This is a genomic window from Bhargavaea cecembensis DSE10, from assembly GCF_000348905.1.
GTDB classification, from domain to species: Bacteria; Bacillota; Bacilli; order Bacillales_A; family Planococcaceae; genus Bhargavaea; species Bhargavaea cecembensis.
On the sequence record NZ_AOFT01000021.1, the window covers coordinates 18,498 to 43,910 of the forward strand.

General features: G+C 53.0%; 26 protein-coding genes. 12 read left to right on the plus strand and 14 right to left on the minus strand.

Features of this window, described 5'->3' with window-relative positions; translation table 11 throughout:
* Nucleotides 1-12: 12 nt before the first annotated feature.
* Nucleotides 13-489: a divergent PAP2 family protein gene (locus C772_RS14280; protein ID WP_008301130.1), complete on the minus strand. Its 477-nt coding sequence runs from the start codon at nt 487-489 to the stop codon at nt 13-15.
* Between the two features lie 119 nt (nt 490-608).
* Here C772_RS14280 and C772_RS14285 point away from each other — a divergent pair, with 119 nt between their 5' ends.
* Both C772_RS14285 and C772_RS14290 read left to right on the plus strand, forming a co-directional pair.
* The gene (locus tag C772_RS14285; RefSeq protein ID WP_008301131.1) at nt 609-2,117 is read left to right on the plus strand and encodes a leucyl aminopeptidase; all 1,509 of its coding nucleotides are present in this window, start codon (nt 609-611) and stop codon (nt 2,115-2,117) included.
* 56 nt (nt 2,118-2,173) lie between these two features.
* Complete coding sequence (locus C772_RS14290; RefSeq protein ID WP_008301133.1) at nt 2,174-2,365, plus strand: hypothetical protein; 192 nt, start codon at nt 2,174-2,176, stop codon at nt 2,363-2,365.
* A 45-nt stretch (nt 2,366-2,410) separates the two neighbouring features.
* On the opposite strand, the gene mnhG is transcribed toward C772_RS14290, so the two are convergent.
* The 8 genes from mnhG to C772_RS14330 form a co-directional block, all read right to left on the minus strand.
* The gene (mnhG, locus tag C772_RS14295; protein WP_008301134.1) at nt 2,411-2,767 is read right to left on the minus strand and encodes a monovalent cation/H(+) antiporter subunit G; all 357 of its coding nucleotides are present in this window, start codon (nt 2,765-2,767) and stop codon (nt 2,411-2,413) included.
* Nucleotides 2,751-3,029 carry a Na(+)/H(+) antiporter subunit F1 gene (locus tag C772_RS14300; RefSeq protein WP_081607195.1) on the minus strand — a complete coding sequence of 93 codons (279 nt, stop codon included), beginning with the start codon at nt 3,027-3,029 and terminating at the stop codon, nt 2,751-2,753. The genes mnhG and C772_RS14300 overlap by 17 nt, the downstream gene beginning before the upstream one ends.
* Entirely contained in the window at nt 3,029-3,508 is a 480-nt protein-coding gene (locus C772_RS14305) for a Na+/H+ antiporter subunit E (protein ID WP_008301136.1), read from the minus strand. Before C772_RS14305 ends, C772_RS14300 begins: the two co-directional genes overlap by 1 nt.
* A 7-nt stretch (nt 3,509-3,515) precedes the next feature.
* Nucleotides 3,516-4,997, minus strand: a complete 1,482-nt coding sequence (locus C772_RS14310) for a Na+/H+ antiporter subunit D (RefSeq protein ID WP_008301137.1) — start codon at nt 4,995-4,997, stop codon at nt 3,516-3,518.
* Complete coding sequence (locus tag C772_RS14315; protein WP_008301138.1) at nt 4,990-5,331, minus strand: Na(+)/H(+) antiporter subunit C; 342 nt, start codon at nt 5,329-5,331, stop codon at nt 4,990-4,992. Before C772_RS14315 ends, C772_RS14310 begins: the two co-directional genes overlap by 8 nt.
* The gene (locus C772_RS14320) at nt 5,331-5,753 is read right to left on the minus strand and encodes a Na(+)/H(+) antiporter subunit B (RefSeq protein WP_008301139.1); all 423 of its coding nucleotides are present in this window, start codon (nt 5,751-5,753) and stop codon (nt 5,331-5,333) included. Before C772_RS14320 ends, C772_RS14315 begins: the two co-directional genes overlap by 1 nt.
* On the minus strand, nt 5,740-8,157 hold the full coding sequence (locus C772_RS14325) for a Na+/H+ antiporter subunit A (protein ID WP_008301140.1): 2,418 nt from the start codon (nt 8,155-8,157) through the stop codon (nt 5,740-5,742). Before C772_RS14325 ends, C772_RS14320 begins: the two co-directional genes overlap by 14 nt.
* Nucleotides 8,158-8,416: 259 nt before the next feature.
* Nucleotides 8,417-9,649, minus strand: a complete 1,233-nt coding sequence (locus C772_RS14330; RefSeq protein ID WP_008301141.1) for an MFS transporter — start codon at nt 9,647-9,649, stop codon at nt 8,417-8,419.
* Nucleotides 9,650-9,811: 162 nt separating this feature from the next.
* Between C772_RS14330 and C772_RS14335 the strand changes: the two genes are divergently transcribed.
* The 3 genes from C772_RS14335 to C772_RS14345 all read left to right on the plus strand — a co-directional run bounded on the left by C772_RS14335 (nt 9,812) and on the right by C772_RS14345 (nt 11,065).
* Nucleotides 9,812-10,402: a peptidylprolyl isomerase gene (locus tag C772_RS14335; protein WP_008301142.1), complete on the plus strand. Its 591-nt coding sequence runs from the start codon at nt 9,812-9,814 to the stop codon at nt 10,400-10,402.
* Nucleotides 10,403-10,440: 38 nt separating this feature from the next.
* A complete protein-coding gene (locus C772_RS14340; protein ID WP_008301143.1) occupies nt 10,441-10,653 on the plus strand; it encodes a hypothetical protein in 213 nt (70 codons plus the stop codon).
* Nucleotides 10,654-10,804: 151 nt separating this feature from the next.
* Nucleotides 10,805-11,065 (plus strand): DUF1871 family protein, encoded by a 261-nt coding sequence (locus tag C772_RS14345; RefSeq protein WP_008301144.1) that lies wholly within the window; start codon nt 10,805-10,807, stop codon nt 11,063-11,065.
* 41 nt (nt 11,066-11,106) lie between these two features.
* Here C772_RS14345 and C772_RS14350 read toward each other — a convergent pair whose 3' ends face one another.
* Nucleotides 11,107-12,435 (minus strand): sodium-dependent transporter, encoded by a 1,329-nt coding sequence (locus tag C772_RS14350; protein WP_008301145.1) that lies wholly within the window; start codon nt 12,433-12,435, stop codon nt 11,107-11,109.
* Nucleotides 12,436-12,585: 150 nt separating this feature from the next.
* Here C772_RS14350 and C772_RS14355 point away from each other — a divergent pair, with 150 nt between their 5' ends.
* On the plus strand, nt 12,586-14,673 hold the full coding sequence (locus tag C772_RS14355; protein WP_008301147.1) for a hypothetical protein: 2,088 nt from the start codon (nt 12,586-12,588) through the stop codon (nt 14,671-14,673).
* A 95-nt stretch (nt 14,674-14,768) separates the two neighbouring features.
* Nucleotides 14,769-15,137: a S1 domain-containing post-transcriptional regulator GSP13 gene (gene yugI, locus C772_RS14360; RefSeq protein WP_008301149.1), complete on the plus strand. Its 369-nt coding sequence runs from the start codon at nt 14,769-14,771 to the stop codon at nt 15,135-15,137.
* Between the two features lie 72 nt (nt 15,138-15,209).
* Here the strand turns inward: yugI and C772_RS14365 are convergent, their stop codons facing one another.
* Nucleotides 15,210-16,523 (minus strand): sigma 54-interacting transcriptional regulator, encoded by a 1,314-nt coding sequence (locus C772_RS14365; RefSeq protein ID WP_008301150.1) that lies wholly within the window; start codon nt 16,521-16,523, stop codon nt 15,210-15,212.
* Between the two features lie 143 nt (nt 16,524-16,666).
* Here C772_RS14365 and pruA point away from each other — a divergent pair, with 143 nt between their 5' ends.
* The 3 genes from pruA (at nt 16,667) to C772_RS14380 (ending at nt 20,838) form a co-directional block, all read left to right on the plus strand.
* Nucleotides 16,667-18,211 (plus strand): L-glutamate gamma-semialdehyde dehydrogenase, encoded by a 1,545-nt coding sequence (gene pruA / locus C772_RS14370; RefSeq protein WP_008301151.1) that lies wholly within the window; start codon nt 16,667-16,669, stop codon nt 18,209-18,211.
* 86 nt (nt 18,212-18,297) lie between these two features.
* On the plus strand, nt 18,298-19,491 hold the full coding sequence (locus C772_RS14375; protein ID WP_008301152.1) for an ornithine--oxo-acid transaminase: 1,194 nt from the start codon (nt 18,298-18,300) through the stop codon (nt 19,489-19,491).
* A 102-nt stretch (nt 19,492-19,593) separates the two neighbouring features.
* Complete coding sequence (locus C772_RS14380; RefSeq protein WP_008301153.1) at nt 19,594-20,838, plus strand: Glu/Leu/Phe/Val family dehydrogenase; 1,245 nt, start codon at nt 19,594-19,596, stop codon at nt 20,836-20,838.
* A gap of 45 nt (nt 20,839-20,883) precedes the next feature.
* Here C772_RS14380 and C772_RS14385 read toward each other — a convergent pair whose 3' ends face one another.
* Nucleotides 20,884-21,156 carry a DUF378 domain-containing protein gene (locus C772_RS14385; protein WP_008301154.1) on the minus strand — a complete coding sequence of 91 codons (273 nt, stop codon included), beginning with the start codon at nt 21,154-21,156 and terminating at the stop codon, nt 20,884-20,886.
* Nucleotides 21,157-21,277: 121 nt separating this feature from the next.
* Here C772_RS14385 and C772_RS14390 point away from each other — a divergent pair, with 121 nt between their 5' ends.
* A complete protein-coding gene (locus C772_RS14390) occupies nt 21,278-22,447 on the plus strand; it encodes an iron-containing alcohol dehydrogenase (protein WP_008301155.1) in 1,170 nt (389 codons plus the stop codon).
* A 46-nt stretch (nt 22,448-22,493) separates the two neighbouring features.
* Here the strand turns inward: C772_RS14390 and C772_RS14395 are convergent, their stop codons facing one another.
* Nucleotides 22,494-23,495 carry a cation diffusion facilitator family transporter gene (locus tag C772_RS14395; protein WP_008301156.1) on the minus strand — a complete coding sequence of 334 codons (1,002 nt, stop codon included), beginning with the start codon at nt 23,493-23,495 and terminating at the stop codon, nt 22,494-22,496.
* A 14-nt stretch (nt 23,496-23,509) separates the two neighbouring features.
* Nucleotides 23,510-24,238, minus strand: a complete 729-nt coding sequence (locus C772_RS14400; RefSeq protein ID WP_008301157.1) for an MgtC/SapB family protein — start codon at nt 24,236-24,238, stop codon at nt 23,510-23,512.
* Between the two features lie 128 nt (nt 24,239-24,366).
* On the opposite strand from C772_RS14400, the gene C772_RS14405 reads away from it, so the two are divergent.
* Nucleotides 24,367-25,269 carry a DMT family transporter gene (locus C772_RS14405; protein WP_035002546.1) on the plus strand — a complete coding sequence of 301 codons (903 nt, stop codon included), beginning with the start codon at nt 24,367-24,369 and terminating at the stop codon, nt 25,267-25,269.
* Nucleotides 25,270-25,413: the final 144 nt, after the last annotated feature.

Here is a 25,413-nt window from a genome sequence, read left to right on the forward strand (position 1 = left end):
TATATCGGACGGTCAAAGAAGGAAGGCATACAGAATGACGGACAGGACAATGCCTGTCAAGGCGCCGGCATACACTTCACTCGGTTTGTGGCCGAGGAGGGTTTTCAGCTCCTCGATCTTCTGCTGCTCGTCCTTCTGAGGCCATTCCCTGGTCGTCTGGATGAAATTCCGGAAATCTGTGCGCATCTGGTTGATGACGACTGCCTGCTGCCCGGCCTGAAAGCGGACGCCCGATGCATCGAACATGACGATGATCGCAAAAACTGCGGATACCGCAAAGATGGTTGAATCAAGTCCGTGCTCGAAACCGATGGCGGTCGTCAGAGAGGAGACCGCTGCAGAATGGGAGCTTGGCATGCCGCCTGTGGAAGTGAACAGCCTCCAATCCACTTTCCGGGTAGCCAGGTAATGGATCGGAATCTTGACGAACTGGGCAAAGAAAATGCTGAACACCGCCACCCATAGTGGAGCGTTTTGAAATAGGGCCAATGGTGGCACAACCTTTCAGGCAGAAGATATAAAAAATTATAACATACCGCGGGGGGCTGGCTGACCCGAAGTCGGACATTCCGGTATAATGAGGACGAAAGCTGGATGGAGGGATAAAGATGGAAGTCAACGTACAGAAAAACAGCCTGGAGGGCATCACCACGGATGTCCTGATTGTAGGCGTTCCGAAACACCCTGAGCATGTGGAAGGCTGGGACCGGCTGGACGCCCTGTTCGGAGAAGCGCTTACCGGATGGGTGCGCTCAGGCGATGTCGCATCCGGCCGCTTTGAATACACCCGTGTGCCGGCTATGCCGAATGCGGGATTCAGCCGAGTCCTGTTCACAGGACTCGGTAATGACAAGACCCTCGATGCGGATGACCTGAGGAAAGTATTTGCCGGCGCCGGCAAAGAGCTACGCAAGATGAAAGCTGAATCTGCATCCGTCTGGACGGCATCGTTCACCTCCGGGGACTTTGAGGATGCGGATATTGCTTTTGCAGCGGCTGAGGGTCTAGGGCTTGGCACTTATGCGTTCGAAGATTATAAAACCGGCTCCAATGAAAAGCAGGTGGAACTGCGCGAGGTCACGCTTCTTTCGGATGCGGGGGCAGACGTGATCAGGCCTGCATTTGGCGTGGGACGGGTTTATGCAGATGCCGTCAACGAGGCCAGGGATCTCGTAAACACGCCGGGCAACATTCTGACGGCGACCGCAATGGCCGATTATGCAGCACGCCTGGCAGAGCAGTATGGGTTCGTTATCGAAGTACTCGGCCGAGCAGAGATGGAAGAGCTCGGCATGGGTGCCATCCTCGCGGTCAACCAGGGCTCGGCAGAGGAACCGCGCCTGATCGTTCTCAAGTATGAAGGAACCGATAAGTGGGAAGACGTGGTAGGCCTTGTCGGCAAGGGGATTACATTTGATACAGGCGGCTACTCACTCAAGACAAAGACAGGCATCGTCGGCATGAAAGGCGATATGGGAGGTGCTGCGGCAGTGCTCGGCGCCATGCGGATCATCGGTGAACTTCGTCCGAAAAAGAATGTGGTCGCCGTCATCGCTTCGACGGACAATATGATTTCGGGCACCGCATTCAAGCCGGATGACGTCATCACCTCCCTCAGCGGCAAAACGATCGAAGTGCTGAACACGGATGCCGAGGGACGCCTTGTCCTGGCCGATGCAGTCACGTATGCCAAGCAGTCGGGGGCAGATTACCTTGTGGATGTCGCGACGCTCACAGGAGGCGTCATCACCGCTCTCGGCTACGACAAAACAGGCGCCCTCACCAATAACGAGGGATTCTTTGAAACATTCCTGGAAGCCGCTTCCGAAACCGGGGAGTTCGTCTGGAGGCTCCCGCTTACGGAGAGTGACAGAAAACGGATCCGCAAGAGCGATGTGGCGGATCTCAACAATTCGCCGGGAAGCGACGGCCATATGATTTTCGGGGGCGGATTTGTCGGCGAATTCGCAGAGGACACCCCGTGGATCCACTTGGATATCGCGGGAACATCCGGTGCTTCGTCCGCACACGACCTCGGGCCAAAAGGCGGCACGGGCGTCATGGTGCGTACCCTTGCCGCACTTGTCGATCTGATGGCGGAAGAAGCAGGGGAATAACGCCCAGGACCGGCCGGGCTTCCGGCATAGGATAGCGGAGAAAGGGGGGAGGGCAAATGTCTCGCTACCGACGCAATCCCTACCGGAGAGGAGGAAACGATTTGTTCTTCGGTCCGTTCCTTGGCGGGTTTGCTGGAAGTCTTCTTGGAGATGTCCTATTCTATGGAGGGCGCCGCTATCCGTACTATCCTTATCCATATCCGTATTATTATCCGTACGGATACCCGTACCGGCCATATTACTGGTAAACAGACAGAAAAAAGCTTCTGCGGAACAAAGTCCGCAGAAGCTTTTTATTTTCCTTCGAAACGCCGGAGGTCCTCTCCGAGCTCGTCCTTTACGGTCAGCTCACTTGGCTTGACGCCTGAGAAATAGGCTGCCCGGCCCATCATATGTGCCCCTACAGGAGCGGTGATGAACAGGAAGAGGATCCCAAGCAAAATCCGTGGATTAAAGTGATCCTCGATCAGCCAGAAATGGAGGAAGACAGAAAGCAGGATGCCGAGCACCCCGACTGTTGAGCTCTTCGAAGCGGCATGCGCGCGTGTATAAGGGTCGGGAAAACGGTTGAGACCGATTGCCGTCACCAGTGTAAAAACGACTCCGACCACCAAGGGTACGGCTATCAGAATATTAATCAGAATCTCCACGGTCGAAAACCTCCCCTTTCTCTATAAACTTGGAGAAGGCGACAGTGCCGAGAAACGACAGGATGGCGAGAAGCAGGATGACTTCCAGATAGAAGTTCGTCCCGACCAGGATCGACAGCAGGCCGACTACAGAGATGAGTGTGACCCCCATGGCATCCAGCGCGATGACCCGGTCCGGAGCAGTGGGGCCTTTGATCAGCCGATACAAGAACATCGCCATGGAAATAACGATCAGCACAAGAGACGCCCAGAATAGAATCATCAAGGTCTGCTCACCTCCATAATGGCTTTTTCAAACGAATTCCGGATATCTGTGACGGCTTCCTCGACATCATCAATGTGAATGGCGTGCACATAAAGCATCTTCTTATCTTCGGATACATTCATGACCACCGTTCCCGGGGTAAGCGTGATCAGTGCAGAGAGCAGTGTGATCTCCCAATCACTGGTCAGCTTGGTGGGAAATCTGAAAATGGCAGGCTGGATATCCAGCTTCGGCCTGATGACGAGCATGAACACCTGGATGTTCGCGAGCCAGAGTTCTTTAAGGAACAGCAGGGCCAGTTTGGTAATCGCCCAGATCCTCCGTATATAGAGAGGTCCCGTAAAGAACCTCCGCATCATCACAATCAGCAGGAGACCGAGCAGCCAGCCGATGATGAAGGTGGATGCTTCGAATGAGTTAAGGATGAACATCCATGTAAACGCCAGGATGAAATTCAGTAAAATTTGAAAGGCCATGATCCATCTACTCCTTTAACACCGCATCGATATAGATCGATGGCTGGTGGAGGATTTCCGCGGCATCGAACATGACCGGGCGCAGCCATTCCGTTCCGACACCATAGAAGACGGTCAGAGCAGTGATCAGCGCGGCAGGGACGAACAGTCCGCGGTAGATTTGTTTGCTCGTTCCTTTGACCGGCTTCGGTTCGCCCCAGAATGCATGGATGAAGATCCGGATGACAGACAGCAGGACAATCAGGCTTGAGGCGAGGATGATGATTCCGCCCCAGAGGTTGTCCGCCTCAAATGCGCCCTGAACGATCAGGAGCTTTCCGAAGAAGCCGCTGAGCGGAGGAATCCCTGCCAGACCGAAGGCGGCGATCAGCCAAGTCCAGGCCAGTGCGGGATAGGTTTTCATCAGTCCGCCCATTTCCCTGAGATTGGATGTTCCGGTGATGGCGATGATCACGCCGATCAGCATGAACAGCCCGGCTTTGATGAACATGTCGTGGATGAGATAGAAGACTGCGCCTTCCAGCCCTGCCATGTTCATTTGGGCAACACCGAACAGGATGACACCGACAGCGATGATAATGTTGTAGATGACAATCTGTTTCAGGTCAAAGTACGCAAGTGCACCGATACAGCCTGCCACAACCGTGAGGATGGCCAGGATCATGAGCATCTCATGGGTGAAGCCAGGGTCATGCGGGAACAGAAGAGTCACAGTCCGCATGATGGCATAGACACCGACTTTGGTCAGGAGCGCACCAAAAAGGGCGAGCACCGGTACCGGCGGGGCTGCATAGGAACTTGGCAGCCAGAAGTACAGCGGGAAAATCGCGCCTTTCAGTCCGAAGACGAGGATCAGCATGACGGCGATGACCGTCAGGATGCCCGATTGTCCGATTTCGGTGATTTTTGCGGCGATGTCCGCCATGTTGAGTGTTCCGGTGACGGAGTACAACATCGCAACTGTCGTTACGAAGAAAGCAGATGAGACGATGTTGACGAGTATGTATTTGATCGATTCCCGGAGCTGGCGCTTCTCGCCGCCCAGAACGATCAGGACATAGGACGCCATGAGCAGGACTTCGAAAAATACGAACAGGTTGAAGATATCGCCCGTCGTGAAAGCCCCGTTCACACCGGTGAGCATGAACATCATCGCCGGGTAGTAGAAATGTTTTTCCCGTCCTTCCCCGATGGACCTGAAACTATAAAATACGATCGCCAAAGTGATCAGATTCGAAGTCAGGACTAGACCGGCAGATAGTGGATCCGACACCATCGTGATACCAAATGGGGCTGGCCAGCTGCCGAGCGTCACGGCCTGGACGCCGTCCCGCATGACGGTATAAAGGAGGATGGCCGATGAGATCACTGACGCCATCATCCCGACCACTGTCACTGTCCGCTGGGCAGACACCCGTTTGGGGAAGAACATGAGGATCATTGCCGTCAGGAACGGGATCAGGACCGGAAATAACAGGAGGTTAATCATGTTCGTCATTTCCTTTCAGTAAAGTCATATTGTCCGTCTCGAGTTCCTGATAGGCACGATAGGCCATAACCAGAAACACGGCCGTCACCCCGAAGCTGATGACGATCGCTGTGAGGATCAGTGCCTGCGGCAGCGGGTCGACAAAATCTGTCACCCCGTCTGCCAGCACGGGAGGAGCAGACCCGGAGAAACCGCCCATCGTCAGAATAAGAAGGTGGGCGCCGTGGCTCAGCAGACCGGTCCCGATGATGACCCTGATCAAGCTTCGGGAGAGAATCAGATAGACGGCTGCCATAAACAGAAATCCGATGATGACCGACATGAGAATTTCCATTAGTCATCACTTCCAATCGAAAGAATGATGTTCATCGTCGCGCCGACTACGACAAGATAGACACCCAGGTCAAACAGCATCGCCGAATGCAGGGAAGTCTCGCCGAAAAGCGGCAGGTTAAAGTAATCATAGGCGTGTGTGAAGAATGGGACATTAAAAAGAATTGATGCAGCAGCTGTTCCGAGTGCGAGCAGCAGTCCGATCGCGATAATCACCGTATAGTTGAACGGCAATGCCTTCCTGACAGTCCGGATATCGAAAGCCAGCAGCAGAAGGACGATGGCAGAAGCGGTCAGCAGTCCGCCGACGAATCCTCCGCCGGGCGTATAGTGTCCGGCAAAGAAAATGTGGATTGCGAAAAGGAAGATGATGAAAAACACGACTTTAGTGGTTGTCTGTATGATGACATCACTGCTTTTCATGCTGATCCCCCTTTCTGCTGAGACGGAGTTTGATCATGCCGAGAATTCCGATTGCGGCAATGGACAGCACGGCGATTTCAAACAGGGTATCAAAGCCCCGGTAATCGACGAGAATCACGTTGACGATATTGCCGCCGCCCGCTTCCGAATAGACAGTGTCTTTATAGAACTGGGAAATGGAAGGCAGGGCTTTTTGAGAAGACGCCGACATGGCAAGCAAAGCCATCATGAGACCGACTCCGGCCGCGATGATCGCATTGCCGACACGGAATTTCCGTTTTTCATCATGACGGCTCAATTTCGGCAGGTGGTAGAACGCCAGCAGGTAAAGTGCGACCGATACCGTCTCGATAACCAATTGCGTCAAGGCAAGATCGGGCGCCTTGAAGATGACAAACAGGAGTGCGACCACATAGCCTGCCGCTCCCAGTGCCAAGATCGCCGTCAGCCTCTTCCTGGCAATGAGCGTGGTCACCACGGAAGCGACCAGCACAGCGAGCAGTCCGATTTCGATAGGGCCGATTGGCGCTGTTCCTTCGAATGATACGGCAAAGGCGTCCTTGACGACCATCGATCCGAGAACGATGATCACAATTCCGGCGAACATATAAATCAGGTAGCTCCTGATGAGCCCGTTCATATAGGACCTGGACAGCCGGTTCATGCCGGTTTCTGCGAAGATCATCGTAGAATCGTACAGCCTATTGAGCGTCAGGTATTCAGGGAAGATACGGTAAGCGCCTTGCCACTTAGGAAGAAGCCAGTAAAGGACCAGGCCGGCGATGACGATGCCGATCGTCATCATCAGTTCCGGCGTGATGTGGCCGTGCCAGGCGGCGACATGGACATCAACATCTGCCGGAGAGCCGTACATGAATGGCTGCACGGCAGCAACTGCAGGCTTGACGATCCAGTCCCCGACGAAGTTCGGCACAAAGAAAATCGCCACGACAATCAGTCCGAGCAATGCAGGGGAGATGAGCATCCCTGCAGGTGCCTCATGCGCTGATTTCGGCAGAAGGTCCGGTTTGTGCTTTCCTGTGAATGTACGGAACACAAAATAGAAGCTGTAGATGAACGTGAACACACTGGCAATCCATGCGACAACCAGAAGAACCGTTCCCCATGAAGCAGGTGCGAACAGGTCCAGTTCTCCCAAGCTCAGCATTCCTGTCAGGAACAGTTCCTTACTGAGGAAGCCGCCGAATGGAGGAAGTCCTGCCATGGACAGGGAACCGATGAGCGCGATAGTAAATGTGACCGGCATCAGTGCCATGAGACCGCCCAGCTTGCGGATGTCACGCGTGCCGGTTTCGTGATCGACAATTCCGGCGACCATGAACAGGCTGCCCTTGAATGCCGCATGGTTCACAAGGTGGAAGATTGCGGCGAAGCCGGCGTACTTGAACATCGTTTCGGCAGCGCCTTCCACATGGAACGCTGCGGCGGACGCTCCAAGAAGGGACATGATCAGCCCGAGCTGGCTGACAGTTGAGAAGGCCAGGATCCCTTTCAGGTCCGTTTGCTTGACAGCAAAGAATGACCCCCAGAACAGGGTGAGCACCCCGACCGAAGTGACCAGCCACACCCAGATTTCGGATGCAGCGAAAATCGGTGTGAAGCGTGCAACCAGATAAAGCCCGGCTTTGACCATTGTCGCGGAGTGGAGATACGCACTGACCGGAGTAGGCGCTTCCATCGCATCCGGCAGCCAGATGTAGAACGGGAACTGGGCGGATTTGGTGAATGCCCCCAGCAGGACAAGTACCAGAGCCCATGTGAAAAGAGAATGTTCTGCCAATTCGGGAGCCATAGATACAAGTTCGCGAACCGAGAACGTTCCTCCCATCAGGTAAAGAAGAACGAAGCCCCCGAGCATCATGAGGCCTCCGAATACGGTAATCATCATCGACTTGAGTGCACCGAACCGGGAGCGGTCTCTGGTGTACCAGTAACCGATGAGCAGGAACGACGAAATCGACGTCAGCTCCCAGAATCCGTAGAGGGCAATCATGTTGTCTGACTGGACGACACCGAGCATCGCTGTCATGAACATGAGCAGGTAGACATAGAAGTTGCCGAGCCGCTCTTTTGCCTTATCCAGGTAGAAGATTGAATAGAGGACGACCAGGGCTCCGATTCCTGTAATGAGGAGGGAGAACATAAGGCTGAGGCCGTCTATGTAGGAAGTAAGTGAAATACCATAGGACGGAATCCAGGACAGTTCCCCGATGTGGACACCGCCGTCTTTCACTTGGGGCAGAAAGCCCATGTAATAGATGAACAGCAGTACCGGCACAGCAAGCACGAACCAGCCGGTATGAATTCCCCGCAGCCGGCTTGCCAGGAACGGCACAAAAAGAGCAGCCGCGACCGGTGCGAATAACAGCAGCACGGATATCAAGAATGATCCTCCTTTCAAGAGTATGTTTAGGATAGATGGGTAACAGGACTAATTATAACTCAATCGTAAAGCGGTTGCATTGAAGAAACTGGCACCCTCAGTCGTTTTTGCTGTGGAATTAGGGAGATCTTCCTATTTAAAAATAACAGCGGAAAATCCATGATGAAAACTTTTTGAACATCACTAAAAAAGAAGTGCCCGGCAACCGCCGGGCACTTCTCTGGATTGAATCGTATCTGTTCGCTAAAGCGTGAGTGGATCAGTGGGGGTGAAGCATTTCCTGCCGCTCGAGCACGTCCTCGAAGTCCTCTGACGGTTTTTTGCGCGTGAAGTAGAGAGAGACAACAGCAATCAGGAAGAGCGAGGCCGTAACATAGAAGACGGAGGATATCCCGATAAATCCGCTCACGATCCCCCCGAACATCGGACCGATGATGTTCCCGAAAAAGCGGAAGCTTGTATTGTAGCCGAGTACCTCGCCTTGGATATCCACGGGTGCTTCCCTCCGGATCAGGGCGGTGGTGATCGGAATGAGGCCGCCGATTGAAATACCGAACAGGAGACGCAGGATGATCAGCTGCCAAAGGTCCGTGACGAGAGCCTGAGGAATCATAAATACAAAAGTGAGGAGCAGCAGTACTGTGAGAACCCGTTCATACCCATAGTTATCCCCGAGCTGTCCCCACATCCTTGCGAAGAGAAGGTTGCCGACCCCGGCGGCACTGAACGTGAGACCTGCCAGGAAAGCTACCTGATCGGCCTGCGTCAGCTCGGCCACATAAAGCGAAAGAAGCGGCTGGATGCTGAAGTTTCCGATCTGGATCAATGCAGTGATGATCATGACATTCAGCATCAGCCGGTGATTGAGGATGGAACGGACGATGGTGTTCCTGGAATAGACGTGATCGCGGTTCTTTTTTTCTTTTTTCTGTTCCTTGATCCCGAATGTCACGAGCAGGGCAGCGATGAAGATGGCTGCGGACGAGATGATGAAGGCCAGTTCAAATCCGAACGAATCCGCGAGCAGGCCTCCGAGTGCGGGGCCGAAAAGGGTGCCGGATACACTTCCCATCTGCAATGTGCCGAGTGTTTTGCCGGCCTGGCCTTTTTCGGTCTGTGCGCTGATGAATGCCAGGGAAGTCGGGATGAAGCCGGTCACAATCCCCATTACAAGACGGAGAATGAAGAACGTGTACACATCATCTACAAACCCCATCATGAACATGAACACGGAAATGCCGAAGGCGTTGATCATGAGAATCGGTTTGAAGCCGTATTTATCGCCGATCCGTCCCCAGATCGGAGACATGATAAATGCCGAGACGAAGGTTGCGCCAAAGATGAGGCCGGCCCACTTCTGCACAAAGGCATCCGAGTGATCGCCGAATGTCTCGATGTAAAGTGACAGGAACGGCATAATCATGGTCATCGTGCCGGCGACGAGAAAGTTGGTCACCAGAATGATGATAAAGTTGCGCTTTTGTATAGACATCTATCGAACGTCCTTTTTACCGTAATATGCCCATTATAAAGCATTTCGTAACCCGAAAAAAGTGTCATGACTTATTCATCGTTTTCAGACCGGGCGATATGTTACACTTATACAGATACTGATACTCCGTGCCGCCGGCGCTTGGAGAAAAGGAGAGATACGATGTTTCCTCAACTGGTGAACGAAGCTGCAGAAAATGAAGCACTTGCAATCATTCATACAAACCATGGCCCGATCAAGGTGAAGCTGTTTCCTGAACAGGCACCAAAGACGGTCGAGAACTTCCTCACACATGCCGAGAACGGCTATTACGACGGCATCATTTTCCACCGCATCATTCCGGACTTCATGATCCAGGGGGGCGACCCGACAGGAACAGGCATGGGCGGAGAAAGCATCTATGGCTCCACGTTCGAGGATGAATTTTCGCCTGAGCTGTTCAACCTCCGCGGTGCGCTCTCGATGGCCAATGCAGGACCGGGTACGAACGGCAGCCAGTTCTTCATTGTCCAGGCAAATCGGGTCCCGTCCCAGATGCTCGGCCAGCTTGAGGGAGCAGGTTTCCCGAAAGAGATTATCGAGGCTTATGCGGAAAAAGGCGGCACACCTTGGCTTGACCAGCGCCACACCGTTTTCGGCCAAGTGGTTGAAGGCCTGGATGTTGTAGATGAGATCGCAGGCGTCGAGACAGGCGCGCAGGACAAGCCTGTTGAGGATGTCGTCATCCAATCGATCGAGATACTTAAAAAGTAACCCCGACCCCGGAATCCACATCAAGGAAGTGAATCATCATGGAAGCGGTTCTTCTTATGCCGTTCCTCTATTTTCCGGAAGATAAGACCCTTTATATCCCGGCAGTCGCGTCATTGCTCGTCTGCATGTTCCTTTGCTACCTCGCTTTCCGCTGGATCAAAAAGAAATCCGCCGAGCAGGAAAAAGCGACGCATGAACTCGAGCAGCGCATTCTGGCCGAACGGAACGCAAAACAGCCGCCCTCTCATTGAGGCCGGCTGTTTTTATGATTGGATTTTCGGATGGAAATCATCCACCGGCGGCTTTGCCAAAGTTCAGCCAGGAATTTCTGCCTTTCTTTTTTTTTGGCTGTGCTATTATAGCTAATAATGATTTTAAAGAACTGAAAAATAGGTGAGTACAGTGGATACCATCGAAATCAATCATTTTGCGGCGGATCTTCTCGAACGCTGGGACCCATTCGATCAGGGGCCGGGTGCATACGAGACTGAGATTGCCGACGTCATCGCGGCTCTTCATGAAGCGGCCCATCCGTCCGAACTTGCGGAGCGGATCCGCCTGATCTATGAGCATTCTTATGAATTTTGGATCCCGCATGAGGTCTGCATGGATATCTCATATAAGCTGATCGCCCTCAAATATGGGGCGGGAAGTCCGCTATAAATGAAAAAACCGCCATTGGGCGGTTTTTTCATTGTATTCAATCAGCCCCAGATGGTGGAGATGAAAATCAGTATGATGGCAAGCGGGCATACATAGCGGACGAGGAGTCGCCAGGCGGAGGCCTGGAATCCGGAGCCGCCCAGTTCTTCTTCAGTAATCTGGCGGGACAGATAGTAACCCGCGAACAGGGAGATGAAGAATGCGCCGATCGGCATGCCGAACTTGGAGACAATTGTGTCTGCCAGATCGAAGAAAGACAGGCCGAACACCTTCACATCCGATAGGACTCCGAATGACAGAGCGCTTGGAATGCCGACCAGGAAGACGATCAGCCCATAAAGAAACGCTGCGCCTCTGCGCCGTTCATATTTGTTCCGGATGCCGATCGATACGGTAATCTCGAGCATCGCAATGCTGGAAGTCAATGTCGCGAATAGCATCAGGATAAAGAACAGCAGCATGAACAGGAAGCCCAGCGGCATCGATTCGAAAATGGCCGGCAGGACGACAAAGACAAGTCCCGGCCCTTCAGCAGGAGATCCGCCGAAAGCGAAGACAGCAGGAAAGATGACAAGGCCCGCGAGAATGGAGATGACGATGTTCAGGACCGCCACACTCCATCCGGATTTCATGAGGTTCTCATCTTTCGGCAAATAGGAAGCATATGTAATCATGCTGCCGATTCCTACACTTAGCGAGAAGAAGGCCATTCCAAGTGCCAGAAGGGCTGTTTCTCCGTTTAAGTAAGAGAAGTCCGGCACGAACATGAATCGGATTCCTTCCATCGCTCCATCAAGCGTGAGGGAGCGGATGGCCAGGATGATGAAGAAAATGAACAGCATCGGCATCATCCATTTGCTTGCCCGCTCAATGCCTCCCTTGATCCCCCGTGACACAATCCAGATTGTCAGGAACATAAAGACGGCCTGGGTAAGGAGTGCCTCACCCGGTCTGGCGATGATCGAGTCAAATAGAGATCCGAAGTCCTGAGGATTTCCGCCTCCGAACAGGTAAGAGACTGAGCGTACCAGGTACGACAGGATCCACCCGCCGACTACGCTATAGAAGGACAGAACGATAATGGACAGTGCGAAACCGACAAAACCGAAAATTGGCCATGCCGTTCCGGGGGCCAGCCGGCGGAAGGCTGAGACAACGTCTGCCTGTCCCCGCCGGCCGATCAGAAACTCCGCAATCAGGATCGGGAGACCGATTATAAAGGTACTTAGGATAAACAGCAAAATGAAGATACTGCCGCCGTTCGTACCGGCCATATATGGGAACTTCCAGATGGCGCCGAGCCCGACGGCACTGCCGGCTGCCGCCAAGATGAATCCGATCTTAGAAGTCCAATTTTCTCGATTTGACATAAATAGTTGATCCCTCCGAAAACTGATTCCCTCATTGTACAACATGTTGCCCAAAAAGAAAGTGCGACCATATAACCAATCAGAAATGCAAAATTCAAAATACGGTTGATTTGGTATAATAATGGAAGAGTAAAGAAAAGGGTGTGTGAAATGGGGGAAGAGGAAAAAGACTACGGGAAGCATGAATGGGAGACATCACTCAAGGAAAATGTCCGGCGCTTCCTTCATCAGGCAGGGGTGCCATATACGAAGGTAGGAGAGATCGCAGATCGGGCAATCCGGGAGGCAATGGAAGAACAAACCGAAGGAGCGGATCCGCGGATCATCTTATTCAGGACTGCCGCAGGAATGATTGAAGGTACTCCTGCCGGGAAAGAACCCGATGATCTGTTCCGGTTTGAAGAAGACGAACAGCTTCATTGGGATATACGCGATCTGCCTGCCGGGATCAGACTGCCGTTTATCCTAATGAAACTTCATGATTTCAACCCGGCAGAATCAGGTTCTGTATGCCGGATGACAGCCGATGAAGCACGGGCGGCAGCGGAGACGGGGGACCGGTTGCTCACAGAAGCTGATCCGGACCGGGATCTCGACCGGCAGCTCAGCCTGCTGCGGCGAGCATATGGCCGGATCCGCTATCCGGAACCGGCAGACGATCAGTCGGCGACGCCGGTGTTAAGCGAGCAGGACGCGGAAGGGCCTAAAGGAAAACGGTGGTGGGCGCCAGGGGCCGGCCTTCTCGCCGCAGTCGGACTCCTGATCGCTGCGGCATTCATACTCCCCGCTTGGGCGGGACCGGTAGATGCCGCTTACGTCAAGAAGCTGGAATCCCGGTTTGATGAAGAGAAGGAGCGATTCCAGGAAAAGATCGGTGCGGCCGACATGGAGATGAGACACGACTTCATTACAATTCAGCAAGCGGAGCCGGAATTCAGGATGTTCATCTCAAGACTTGATCGTGCAGTACAAAAGGGTGAGGCACCGACAAAGAAGGAAGTGACAAAGGAATTTTCCGAAATCCTGGATGTGTTCGACTTGCCTTCAGAAATGGCCCGGCAGCTCAGTGAACAGCCGATACAAGATGATCAATACAAGAGCCGGGAATTCGTGCGGTTATTCGAGGCTCGTAAGAATGAGCTGGAGATGCTCTTATCAAACCGTCTAATGGAAAATAAGAAATTTATAGAGGCTTCTATTGATAATGGTAAGTTTGATAAAGAAGGTTTCTTCGCTAAATCTGAGGACTACCCCGAACCTCTCCGGCATGCCCTGCAGCTAATGGAGCAGGAAGGGTATGAGCTGTCGGAAAAGGTCATGTACATGGGTGATCAGGTCTATGTAATTCCCGACAAACTGCCGACACTGGGTGAACATGCGGATGGGCTGGAAGAGTCAGTGGCCAGGGTGGTCAATCTGGCCGATAGGATGCCGCCAATGATTGAAGGATTAACGGGTCATCCGACAGAAGACCTGGTGAAAACGTTAAACGAATTAGAGGAACTGGCCGTTAACCGGGAAGCGGATGATCACTGGAACGTGCCGAATGAAATGGCCACCACTTACTTCAGAGAATTTGTATTCGGGGGCGAGAGCGGCAGGGTGTTCGGAGAGGATGGAAAAGTTTTGCCGGAACGGAGAGAGCTCTGGAAGCAGCTGGCCGACCGCCCGGAGTCGCCTTCCGGGAAGATATTGTTGCCGATCGTCGATGAGATGGAAAAGACAGGATGGAAGCGGTCGAAGTCTTATAACCTTCTGAGAATCGGGAACTATCAATTTGCCCTGAGAAGCACTAATGACAAGCATGCTGGAAGCTCGGAAGCGGAGGAATATTTCTTCGAGGATGGTTCTTTTGCAAACCCTGATTTCCGGGTAAGAATTGAAACTTTATATCGGGAATTGTCGGATGCTGAAGATCGGTTACTGCTGTCGGACAGCACGCCGGTTATGGTGGCTGCTCTCTCATTAATGGCGGCCGACAGGAAAGATGTCACCATGATGGAAATGCTTTCTGCAGATGAAAACCCGGCTCATATTACAAGCATATCTGAAAGAGGACTGACAGAAGCGCTTGATGAGGTGAATCTCGCATTCGATGAACGCACGATTCATCCCCATGAGACAGGTTTAAGGGCACCGGTGAGTGTCTATCCATTCTCCGGTTTTGAACAGCCACAGATATGGATGACTTACACCCCCGAAGGCCTCTGGCTCATAGACCGCCAGGACGCCCCGTAACCCCGGCCGCTTTTTGCCGTAAGCCCAGCCGTATGGTATAATTTACAATGGCCAAATGGCAGATTCGTAAATCAAAGCGATTGGGAGCGGTATTTATGGCAAATTATCAAACGGGAGATGTCGTGACCGGGAAGGTCGCCGGCATCCAGCCATACGGGGCATTTATCGCCCTGGACAAGGATACGCAAGGCCTCGTCCACATTTCAGAAATCACCTATGGTTTCGTTAAGGACGTCAATGATTATCTGACAGTCGGAGAAGAAGTAAAGGTGAAAGTGCTTGATGTTGATGAGGAAGCAGGAAAGATCAGCCTCTCGCTCCGCGCACTTCAGGAACGCCCGCAGACACGCCGGGAAGACCGCCCAAGAAAATCCCTCCAGGACCGTATCGATGAACGTGAGCCGGACGGATTCAACACGCTCCGTGATAAACTCCAGGACTGGATCCGCCAGTCCGGACAATGATGATCAAAAAAAGCAAGGAAGCCCGGCCGGCAGCAGCCGGACGCTTCCTTGCTTTTTTATTTCGGTCAACTTTCATTGGCCGTTCCGGATTTTCTTCAGGTGATACTGGAGATTCTGGCGGCTCATGCCAAGTGCCTGGGCCGCTTTTGTGACATTTCCTTCAAATACATTCATCACTTTGGTCAGATAATAATCTTCCGCTTCGCGAAGATAAGTATCGAGGGGAAGAAACTCTTGCCCTTCGCTCATGACAAAGTCCTGTGGCCGCTTGGCCGGAGAGAATTCCTCCTGCACTTTCAGCTTGAAATGGTGGGGCAGAAGGTCCTGGTTGATCTCTGTCTCCGTCGTAAGCAGTGAAGTGATCTCTTCCAGAAGCAGTTCAACTTCCTTCAGATTGCCCGGCCACGTATAGGAATCGAATGTTTCCCGGACTTCGGGGGAAAGCCCCCGTACTGCCGAGCCGAATCGCCGGCGGTGGCGCTCCAGGTAATCGTCGATGAACGGCCACAGGTCGGCCATCCTCTTTCTGAGCGGCGGGATATAGATCGTGATGGATGAAAAGAAATAGTAGAGCCCTTTCAATAGAGACCCGTTTGCAATCAGGTCGAAAGCATCCCCGCCGATGCTGGCGATGTACTGCCTTGAATCATCACCGAGGGATTCGAGTTCCCTGAGCAGCTCTTCCTGCAGCTTGATCGGCATCAGGTCAATCCGGTCGCAGAAAACTGTGCAGGTCTCTTCTTTGCTGATCGCTTTCATCGTCCGGTGGATGTCAGCGGAGTCCAGTCCCGGGCAAAAGAGGGTGTAGTACGGGCTCCCTGCATTAGCCGAATCGTTGTGCATCGCGCCGGCAAGAAGATCTTTTCCGGTACCGGTTTCCCCGGTCAGCAAAACAGGAAGGTCCGCATCAGCCGCTTTTTTTGCCGTGGCAATGACGGATTTCATCGCTTCGCTTTCAGCTGTGATGGAAGTAAACGATATGGTCTCATCATAGGTCCGGAGCGGCTGGTAGACGAACTTTTCCAGCGTGGTTACGTCCCGGGCAAGTTCCACCGCTCCGATCATCCCTTCCGGACCGATGACCGGATAGGTGTCATTGACGGTGGTGATCTCCTGTCCGTTCCGGTTCCAGTAGGTCTGCTTGACATTCCGAACCGGTTCTCCGCTTTTGATGACTTTCATGAGCGTGCTTTCCTCCTGGCCAAACCGGAACATGTCCAGAACACTGCGGTCTGCAAGGTCATCCAGGTCGAGCCCTTCAATCTGCTTCATTTTTTCATTGTAGATGACGGTCCTTCCATTCATATCAACGGCGTGGATGCCGAGCGCGGCATGTTCCACGGCGAATTCGTAGAAGGGCCATAGCGAGTCTTTTTCGATAGCCATGGTCCACCTCAAAATAGTTTTTTGCGTTTTTCAAATGATTTAGACTTGAAATTCGCAATGATCTTTTGCATTATTATAAGTGTGAAACGAAAAGAGCGCAAATTTTTTTAGCGTCTCGAACATAATTAGGAGGAGGAGTTCAATTGATTCCTTACAAACACGAGCCACTTACGGACTTTACGAATGAAGAGAACCGCCGTGCATACGAGCAGGGGTTCGAGGTAGTTAAAGAGTACCTCGGACAGGAAGTCCCGCTGATCATCGGCGGAGAGCGCATCTACACCGATGAGAAAATGGAAAACTTCAACCCTTCCAACCGTGAAGAGATCATCGGATATGTATCAAAGGCAACTCAGGAACACGCAGAAAAGGCGATGCAGGTCGCGCAAGAGACATTCAAGACCTGGCGCAAGGTGAAGCCTGAAGTCCGCGCGGATGTTCTTTTCCGTGCAGCGGCAATTGCACGCCGCCGCAAGTTCGAACTTTCGGCACTCCTGTCCAAGGAAGCCGGCAAGCCTTGGCCGGAAGCGGATGCTGATGTGGCAGAAGGAATCGACTTCCTCGAATACTACGGCCGTCAGATGGTCGCCATGAAAGACGGTGTTCCGATCGCACAGCGCCCGGGCGAAGATAACCGCTTCAACTATATCCCGCTTGGAGTCGGCGTCGTCATCTCGCCTTGGAACTTCGCGTTTGCCATCATGGCGGGAACAGCGGTTGCTGCTGCGGTAACGGGCAATACGGTTCTTCTGAAGCCGGCTTCCAATACATCAGTGATCGCCTATAAGTTTGTCGAGCTCATGGAACAGGCAGGCCTCCCTGCGGGCGTCATCAACTTTGTGCCCGGCTCCAGCCGCGATATCGGCGACTACCTTGTCGATCATCCGAAGACCCGCTTCGTCAGCTTTACTGGTTCCCGTAACGTGGGCGTGCGCATCTTTGAGCGTGCAGCAAAAGTCCAGGAAGGCCAGATCTGGCTCAAGCGTGTCATCGCGGAAATGGGCGGCAAGGACACGATTGTCGTCGACAACGATGCTGACCTTGAACTTGCAGCACAGTCGATCGTCAAGTCCGCATTCGGATTCAGCGGCCAGAAGTGCTCGGCATGCTCGCGCGCAGTGATCGTGGGAGATGTCTACGACCAAGTGCTTGACCGCGTGACGGAGCTGACAAAAGAACTCACAGTCGGCGACCCGGAAGACTACAACAACTTCATGGGGCCTGTTATCGACAAAGCGTCCTATGACAAGATCCTTGAATATGTAGAAATCGGGAAAAAAGAAGGCCGTCTGGTACTCGGCGGGACAGGCGATGACTCGAAAGGCTACTTCGTCAACCCGACCATTTTTGCGGATGTTGACCCGGAAGCCCGCATCATGCAGGAAGAGATCTTCGGGCCAGTCGTTGCCTTCACAAAGGCGAAAGACTTCGACGAAGCGATTGATATTGCCAACAACACGGACTATGGCCTGACGGGCGCGGTCATCTCCAACAACCGCTTCCATCTCGAAAAAGCGCGTGAGGACTTCCATGTCGGAAACCTCTACTTCAACCGGGGCTGCACGGCAGCAGTAGTCGGCTATCAGCCATTCGGCGGATTCAATATGTCCGGAACCGACTCGAAAGCGGGCGGCCCTGACTATCTTGCACTTCACATGCAGGCAAAGACCGTTTCCGAGATGCACTGATTGCCAGAAAAGGTCTATACTATTAGCTAACTGAAGGCGGACTGCTCTTTGTGAGTCCGCCTTTTATATGAGGGAGGATGAGAAGGATGACAAAGACACAACAGATCATTGAACAGACGGATAAGTACGGCGCGAGAAACTACAATCCGCTGCCGATCGTCATTTCTGAGGCAGAAGGGGTATGGGTAAAGGATCCTGAAGGAAATGAGTATATGGATATGCTTTCCGCTTATTCCGCGGTGAACCAGGGCCACCGCCACCCGAAAATCATCCAGGCACTGAAGGACCAGGCAGACCGGGTGACACTCACGTCCCGTGCGTTCCACAATGACCAGCTGGCCCCGTGGTATGAAAAAGTCTCAAGCCTGACCGGCAAGGGCATGGTCCTGCCGATGAACACCGGTGCAGAAGCAGTCGAGACTGCTTTCAAGGCGGCACGCCGCTGGGCTTACGATGTAAAAGGTGTCGAAGAGGGCAAGGCGGAAATCATCGTCTGCAACGGCAACTTCCACGGCCGTACGATGACTGCTGTTTCTATGTCATCCGATCCCGAATATCAGCGCGGTTTCGGCCCGATGCTTCCGGGAATCGTCCACATCGATTACGGCGATCTCGAAGCACTAAAAGGCGCTGTCAATGAAAATACCGCTGCAATCATCCTCGAACCAATCCAGGGCGAGGCGGGCATCATCATTCCCCGGGAAGGCTTCCTGAAAGAAGCGCGGGAGTTCTGCCGTGAGAACAATGTGCTCTTCATCGCAGACGAAATCCAGGCCGGGCTTGCACGCACGGGCAAAATGTTCGCATGCGAGTGGGAGGGTGTCGACCCGGATATGTATATTCTCGGCAAGGCCCTTGGGGGCGGCGTGTTCCCGATTTCCTGCGTCGCTGCAGACAAGGATGTCCTCGGTGTATTTAATCCGGGTTCCCACGGCTCGACATTCGGCGGAAACCCAATGGCATGCGCAGTGTCAATCGCTTCCCTCGAGGTGCTTGAAGAAGAGAATCTGGCGGAAAAAGCCCTCGAACTCGGTGAATACTTCATGGCCGAACTGAGCAAAATCGACAACACGGACATCAAGGAAGTCCGCGGCCGCGGGCTCTTCATCGGCGTCGAGCTTCATACTGAAGCACGTCCATACTGCGAGAAACTAAAAGAACTCGGCCTGCTCTGCAAGGAAACACATGATACGGTGATCCGTTTTGCTCCACCACTCATCATCTCGAAACAAGAGATTGACTGGGCACTCGGCAAAATCCGCGAGGTATTTACGGCATAATCAGTGTGTATGAATTGTGAACTTGAGTCCACATTGAACCGTTGAACTATGTTACAATATTGCCGAGCATCCTATTATGATTTAAAGAGGCGAATCAATACCATGAGCGAGAACACAAATCTTGTTACCTCCACACAAAAAGTAATCCATGAAGCACTGGATAAATTGGGCTACGATGAAGGCATGTACGAACTGCTGAAAGCGCCCATCCGCATGACGGAAGTCCGGATTCCGATCCGTATGGACGACGGAAAAGTCAAGGTATTCACAGGTTACCGCGCGCAGCACAACGATGCCGTCGGTCCGACAAAGGGCGGAGTGCGTTTCCACCCGGGCGTTTCGGCTGATGAAGTCCGTGCGCTGTCGATGTGGATGACGATGAAAGCCGGAATCGTTGACCTGCCTTATGGCGGGGGCAAGGGCGGCATCATCTGTGATCCCCGTGAAATGTCCATGGGAGAACTCGAGCGCCTGAGCCGCGGGTATGTACGTGCGCTCAGCCAGGTGATGGGGCCTGCAAAGGATATTCCTGCGCCTGACGTTATGACCAACGCACAGATCATGGCTTGGATGATGGATGAATACAGCCGGATCGACGAGTTCAACTCCCCGGGCTTCATTACAGGCAAGCCGATCGTCCTCGGCGGTTCGCAGGGACGTGACCGTGCGACTGCTGAAGGCGTCATCATCTCGATCCGTGAAGCGGCAAAGCGCATCGGTATCGAAGTCGAAGGCGCGCGTGTCATCATCCAGGGCTTCGGAAACGCCGGAAGCTACCTCTCCAAGTTCCTCCACGACGCCGGGGCGAAAGTCATCGCGATCTCGGATGCATACGGAGCGCTTCATAATCCGGATGGCCTGGATATCGACTATCTCCTTGACCGTCGCGACAGCTTCGGGACGGTGACCACTCTGTTCGAAGACACCATCACAAACGACGAGATGTTCAAGCTTGACTGCGACATCCTCGTTCCTGCAGCGCTGGAGAACCAGCTCCATGAAGGCAATGCTCACGACATCAAAGCGAAAATCGTCGTTGAAGCGGCCAACGGGGCTTCCACTTCGGAAGCGACGAAGATCATGACTGAGCGCGGAATCTTCCTCGTTCCGGATGTGCTTGCAAGTGCAGGCGGCGTCACGGTTTCTTACTTCGAATGGGTCCAGAACAACCAAGGTTACTACTGGACCGAGGAAGAAGTCCATGAGAAGCTGTACCAGAAGATGACCGAGGCATTTGAAAATGTCTATAATACAGCCAAATCCCGCAACATCGATATGCGTCTCGCTGCATACATGGTCGGCATCCGCAGAACCGCTGAAGCTGCCCGTTTCCGCGGCTGGGCGTGAGGTAACAAGTCAGGACCGTCCCCGGATCGGGGACGGTCCCTTTTGTCATTTCTCTTCCATCATTCCTGCCGGCGGACGTGTCTGCCATTCGTACTCGTCCTGTTCAACCCGCTGGTGCCGTTCCGGTTCATCCTTGAACAGATAGCTGAGGCTTACCAGACCGGCAAGTGCGATAATCCCATAGATGATCCGTGCGATCAGGGTATCCCTGCCACCGGCCAGATCAGCGACGACATCAAATCCCATCAGTGCTTCCAGCCCCCAGTTGAGGGCGCCGATGATGGTGAGTGCAAGAGCGATTTTGCGGAAAGCTTCCATTATGAGGCACCTCCTCATCCCATAGGATTGACGCAGGAGCACGAGTTTATGCGCCGGAAAGATGACGGACAATGGAAAACATCGGTTTTTCGTGCGAAAATATACTTGAGGAGGGGAAGTAATGAACTCATTCACATTTCAAAACCCGACAAAACTGATTTTCGGTGAAGGCCAGATTGAAGCACTGAAAAACGAATTGCCGGTATACGGCAAGAAGGTCCTGCTTGTATACGGCGGTGGCAGCATCAAGCGCAATGGCGTTTACGATGATGTCATGCGCGTGCTGGAGGAGATTGGAGCCGAGGTCCACGAATTGCCCGGCGTTGAACCGAATCCCCGCGTGACAACTGCCGAGAAGGGGGCTGCCATCTGCAAGGAGCAGGGGATTGATATCGTCCTTGCGGTAGGCGGGGGATCTGTCATCGACTGCTCCAAGCTGATTGCGAGTGCCGCGAAATACGACGGGGACGCATGGGACCTCGTTACGAGGAAAGCCATCCCGGAAGAAGCACTGCCGATCGGCACGGTCCTCACCATCGCTGCGACAGGTTCTGAGATGAACGCCGGATCGGTCATTACAAATGAAGAAACACAGGAAAAGTACGGCTGGGGCGGCCCGCAGAACTTCCCGAAGTTCTCTATCCTGGACCCGGCCTACACGAAAAGTGTTCCGAAAGACCAGACCGTCTATGGCATCGTGGATATGATGTCCCACATCTTCGAACAGTACTTCAACAATGCGGTCAACACGCCCGTACAGGATGAAATGTGCGAAGGGGTGCTGAGAGCGATCATCCGCACGGCACCGGAACTGATGGAAGATCCGGAGAACACCGAACTCCGCGGCACCATCATGTTCGCAGGTACAATCGCGCTCAACAAGTTCCTGGAAATGGGCTACAGGGGGGACTGGGGAACGCATAATATCGAGCACGCCGTCTCTGCAATCTATGATATCCCTCACGCGGGCGGGCTCGCGATCCTTTTCCCGGAGTGGATGAAGTACAATATCCGCAAAGGTACCCGGCCTGAGCGTTTTGCACAGCTGGCAGTCAATGTGTTCGGCGTCGATCCTGAAGGAAAAACAACCGAGGAAACCGCACTTGAAGGAGTCGGCCGGCTCCGCAGCTTCTGGTCGTCAATCGGTGCGCCTGAGCGGCTTGCCGACTACGGAATCGACGACAAAAACATTAGCCTGATGGCAGAAAAGTCCTCACCGGGTGCTCCGCTTGGCCAGTTTGCAGGCCTTGAAAAGGATGAAATTGAAGCTGTTCTGCAAAATAGCCTCTAACGAAAAATAAGGTTGCCCGGTCTGCAGACCGGGCAACCTTTTGATTTTAATGAAGCTTTTTCATGTCAGCCGGAGTCGGGCTGATGCCAAGGCCTTGGCGTTTCCAGGTTTTGATGCCATCGTCCTCGTCAAACGAGATGGTGACATCCGCAACATTCCGCTGGCTGGCGATGAGATCAAGCAGCCGATCGCGGATATCATCGACTTTATCGAAAGAGAGGGTCTTGTCGATTTCAGCAACGACTTCGACGTGAAGTGCCTCGCCTTCCTTGATGACCTCCACTTTCTGAAGGTCGCGGACATCTTTGTCTTCCGCGAGAAGATAGGCGATATGGTTAAGCATCTCTTCGTCTGTTTCTCCGATTGCACCACGGGCGTTTTCAAGAAAGATGATACCGACGACGTAGAACATCATGGCGCCGATCATGACGGAGGCCACTCCCTCGGTCCAGTCAAGTCCGAAGAGTTGAGCCAGCACAACCGCGATAAGGGCAAGCAGGCCGCCCGCAGTAGCAACGGTATCTTCCATAAAGACGAGTTTTGTCGCGGGGCGGGCATGCTTCAGATTGACGAAACTGGACGTGACCGGGGCGAGGGGACCGCCTTTAATGCCGGCATCATGGAGGATTTCCTTGCCGGCTTTATATAGAACGAAAAATTCAAGAAGTGTAGCGATCAAAAGAATGGAGAAGCTGATCCAGAAGCCGCTGGATTCGGACGGGTGGAAGATATGGTGCCAACCTTCCTTAATGGTCTCGTAAGCCATGATGCCGACAATGACGACTGCAAACAAGCAGACAAGGTTGACAATCCTGCCGAAACCATTCGGAAAGCGCGGAGTCGGTGCCTTCTTCGAGAGGGCGGAACCGACATAGACGAAGTATTGGTTGGCGGCATCGCCGAATGAGTGCATCGTTTCAGCAAAGAGCGCCACATTACCCGTGAACAGGAAGCCTGCGCCTTTCATGAGTGCGATAAAGGTATTGACGACAGCTGCCAGAAGGGAAGGCTTGTTCCCCTGCTTCAGAAGTTTCCAGAATTCTTTCATTTGTGCACCTCCGGTTATTGTGTTGCATTCAGTTCCGCGGTTTGGATGTAGTTCAGTTCATGGAGCCAGCCATAGATTTCGGATGAATTCACTTTCGGCTGTACGGACAATCGCAGCTCCACTTCGTGGGAGTTTGGCGGGAAATCTTCATTACTAAGCATCTTCAACCGGACATTTTCCGGATCCGCGCTGTGTTCGCTCAGACAACGGATCAGTTCATCAATATTATCCCTCCCGATTACAACTGTGGTGAGTGTGTACTCTTTTACTCGAAGCCGTTTCGGACCCACGATGTTCATGAGGGGAGGGAGAAACTCCACACCGATCATAACGATCGCGACCGCTATTGCCGCTTCGATGTAGAAACCTGCACCCACAGCAATCCCGATTCCTGCAGCCCCCCAGATCATGGCCGCGGTTGTCAGGCCGGTAATGTTGTCGTTATCCCGCTTAAGGATGACGCCTGCACCAAGAAATCCGATGCCGCTCACAATCTGTGCCGCCAGACGGAGCGGGTCCATCGTAATATTGATGTCGTCGCGTGCAGGAGTGGAGTAGGCGGTCTCGATCGAGATGATGGTCAGAAGGCAGCTGAACGTAGCAATCACCACGCTTGTTTTCAGTCCGACAGGCTTTCGCTTAAGCTCACGCTCAATTCCGATGACCAGACTGAGCAACCCCGAAAAGCCCAGCTTGAAAAGGACACCGGTCTCAAGCAACCGTGTATCGAACAAGTAATCCATAGGCTTCCCCCTTTTCCGTCAACTATGGGCAGACGGAGCCAATTCTGTTAGGCTATAATCTATATTCACTTCCCGGGCTACCGTGAAACTCAGGGAAAGACTTTTATATAAGAAAGAAGATGCACAAAGTGGATAAACCGCCAATTCATCCGTATATACCCATCATGGTCGGCGTCATCACGCTCGCTTTCTCTGCTATTTTCGTTAAGCTGGTGTCTGCGGATGCAGGAGTGACTGCGTTTTACCGGATGCTGTTTTCAGTTCTTGTCATGGCACCGGCCTTTTTGCTTAAGTACAGGCATGAAGTGAAGCTGATTTCCAAGAAAGACTGGCTTTTTTCAGTAATTGCAGGTGTGTTTCTGGCGTTTCATTTTATTCTATGGTTCGAATCACTGAATTACACATCAGTGGCAAGCTCCACTGTCCTTGTGACGCTCCAGCCGATCTTTGCATTTGCCGGCACCTATCTTTTCTTTAAGGAGAGGCTATCGGTGAAAACCATCCTTTCCGGACTCATTGCCATTGGCGGGAGTGTCCTCATCAGCTGGGGTGACTTCCAACTGGGCGGGGAAGCGTTCTTCGGAGATATGCTGGCGCTGGCCGCCTGCGCACTCATTACTGGCTATCTTTTGTTCGGCCAGGATGTAAGGCAGAGGATTTCACTCATTACCTATACCTTTATCGTTTACAGCGTGAGCACGATTGCAATTTTCTTCTATGTAATTGCAGTGGGCGAATCGTTCGGGCCTTATCCGGCGATGGACTGGTTCTGGTTCGCGATGCTTGCGATACTGCCGAACCTGTTTGGGCACACCCTGTTCAACTGGTCTCTCCGCTATGTGAGCACGAATGTCATCTCAATCGCCATCCTGTTCGAGCCAGTAGGCGCAGCTGTGCTTGCCTACTACATCTTTAACGAGACATTGATCCCGACGCAGATTGTGGGTGGCCTCGTTGTCCTGGCAGGGATTACATTGTTTGTATTGGACGGGCGGAAAATCAGAAAACTCTGTCTTGGGAAAAGGGCTTGATTTCCGTCGGCCCTATGCTGTATAGTAGTTCTTGTCCTTAAGGGACAGGCCAAACGGCCGATAATAAAAGTTCTTGACACTCACAAGAGAGGGTGTTAAGATAGTAAAGTCGCTAACAGCCGAAAGGCAAGGCGCGACTGGAAG

Excerpts from the sequence above, each read along its gene's own strand:
- C772_RS14285 (WP_008301131.1), top strand. The coding sequence starts at position 609 with ATGGAAGTCAACGTACAGAAAAACAGCCTGGAGGGCATCACCACGGAT.
- C772_RS14290 (WP_008301133.1), top strand. The coding sequence starts at position 2,174 with ATGTCTCGCTACCGACGCAATCCCTACCGGAGAGGAGGAAACGATTTG.
- C772_RS14300 (WP_081607195.1), bottom strand. The coding sequence starts at position 3,029 with ATGATTCTATTCTGGGCGTCTCTTGTGCTGATCGTTATTTCCATGGCG.
- C772_RS14305 (WP_008301136.1), bottom strand. The coding sequence starts at position 3,508 with ATGGCCTTTCAAATTTTACTGAATTTCATCCTGGCGTTTACATGGATG.
- C772_RS14310 (WP_008301137.1), bottom strand. The coding sequence starts at position 4,997 with ATGATTAACCTCCTGTTATTTCCGGTCCTGATCCCGTTCCTGACGGCA.
- C772_RS14315 (WP_008301138.1), bottom strand. The coding sequence starts at position 5,331 with ATGGAAATTCTCATGTCGGTCATCATCGGATTTCTGTTTATGGCAGCC.
- C772_RS14320 (WP_008301139.1), bottom strand. The coding sequence starts at position 5,753 with ATGAAAAGCAGTGATGTCATCATACAGACAACCACTAAAGTCGTGTTT.
- C772_RS14330 (WP_008301141.1), bottom strand. The coding sequence starts at position 9,649 with ATGTCTATACAAAAGCGCAACTTTATCATCATTCTGGTGACCAACTTT.
- C772_RS14335 (WP_008301142.1), top strand. The coding sequence starts at position 9,812 with ATGTTTCCTCAACTGGTGAACGAAGCTGCAGAAAATGAAGCACTTGCA.
- C772_RS14340 (WP_008301143.1), top strand. The coding sequence starts at position 10,441 with ATGGAAGCGGTTCTTCTTATGCCGTTCCTCTATTTTCCGGAAGATAAG.
- C772_RS14350 (WP_008301145.1), bottom strand. The coding sequence starts at position 12,435 with ATGTCAAATCGAGAAAATTGGACTTCTAAGATCGGATTCATCTTGGCG.
- C772_RS14355 (WP_008301147.1), top strand. The coding sequence starts at position 12,586 with ATGGGGGAAGAGGAAAAAGACTACGGGAAGCATGAATGGGAGACATCA.
- yugI (WP_008301149.1), top strand. The coding sequence starts at position 14,769 with ATGGCAAATTATCAAACGGGAGATGTCGTGACCGGGAAGGTCGCCGGC.
- C772_RS14365 (WP_008301150.1), bottom strand. The coding sequence starts at position 16,523 with ATGGCTATCGAAAAAGACTCGCTATGGCCCTTCTACGAATTCGCCGTG.
- C772_RS14375 (WP_008301152.1), top strand. The coding sequence starts at position 18,298 with ATGACAAAGACACAACAGATCATTGAACAGACGGATAAGTACGGCGCG.
- C772_RS14380 (WP_008301153.1), top strand. The coding sequence starts at position 19,594 with ATGAGCGAGAACACAAATCTTGTTACCTCCACACAAAAAGTAATCCAT.
- C772_RS14385 (WP_008301154.1), bottom strand. The coding sequence starts at position 21,156 with ATGGAAGCTTTCCGCAAAATCGCTCTTGCACTCACCATCATCGGCGCC.
- C772_RS14390 (WP_008301155.1), top strand. The coding sequence starts at position 21,278 with ATGAACTCATTCACATTTCAAAACCCGACAAAACTGATTTTCGGTGAA.
- C772_RS14395 (WP_008301156.1), bottom strand. The coding sequence starts at position 23,495 with ATGAAAGAATTCTGGAAACTTCTGAAGCAGGGGAACAAGCCTTCCCTT.
- C772_RS14400 (WP_008301157.1), bottom strand. The coding sequence starts at position 24,238 with ATGGATTACTTGTTCGATACACGGTTGCTTGAGACCGGTGTCCTTTTC.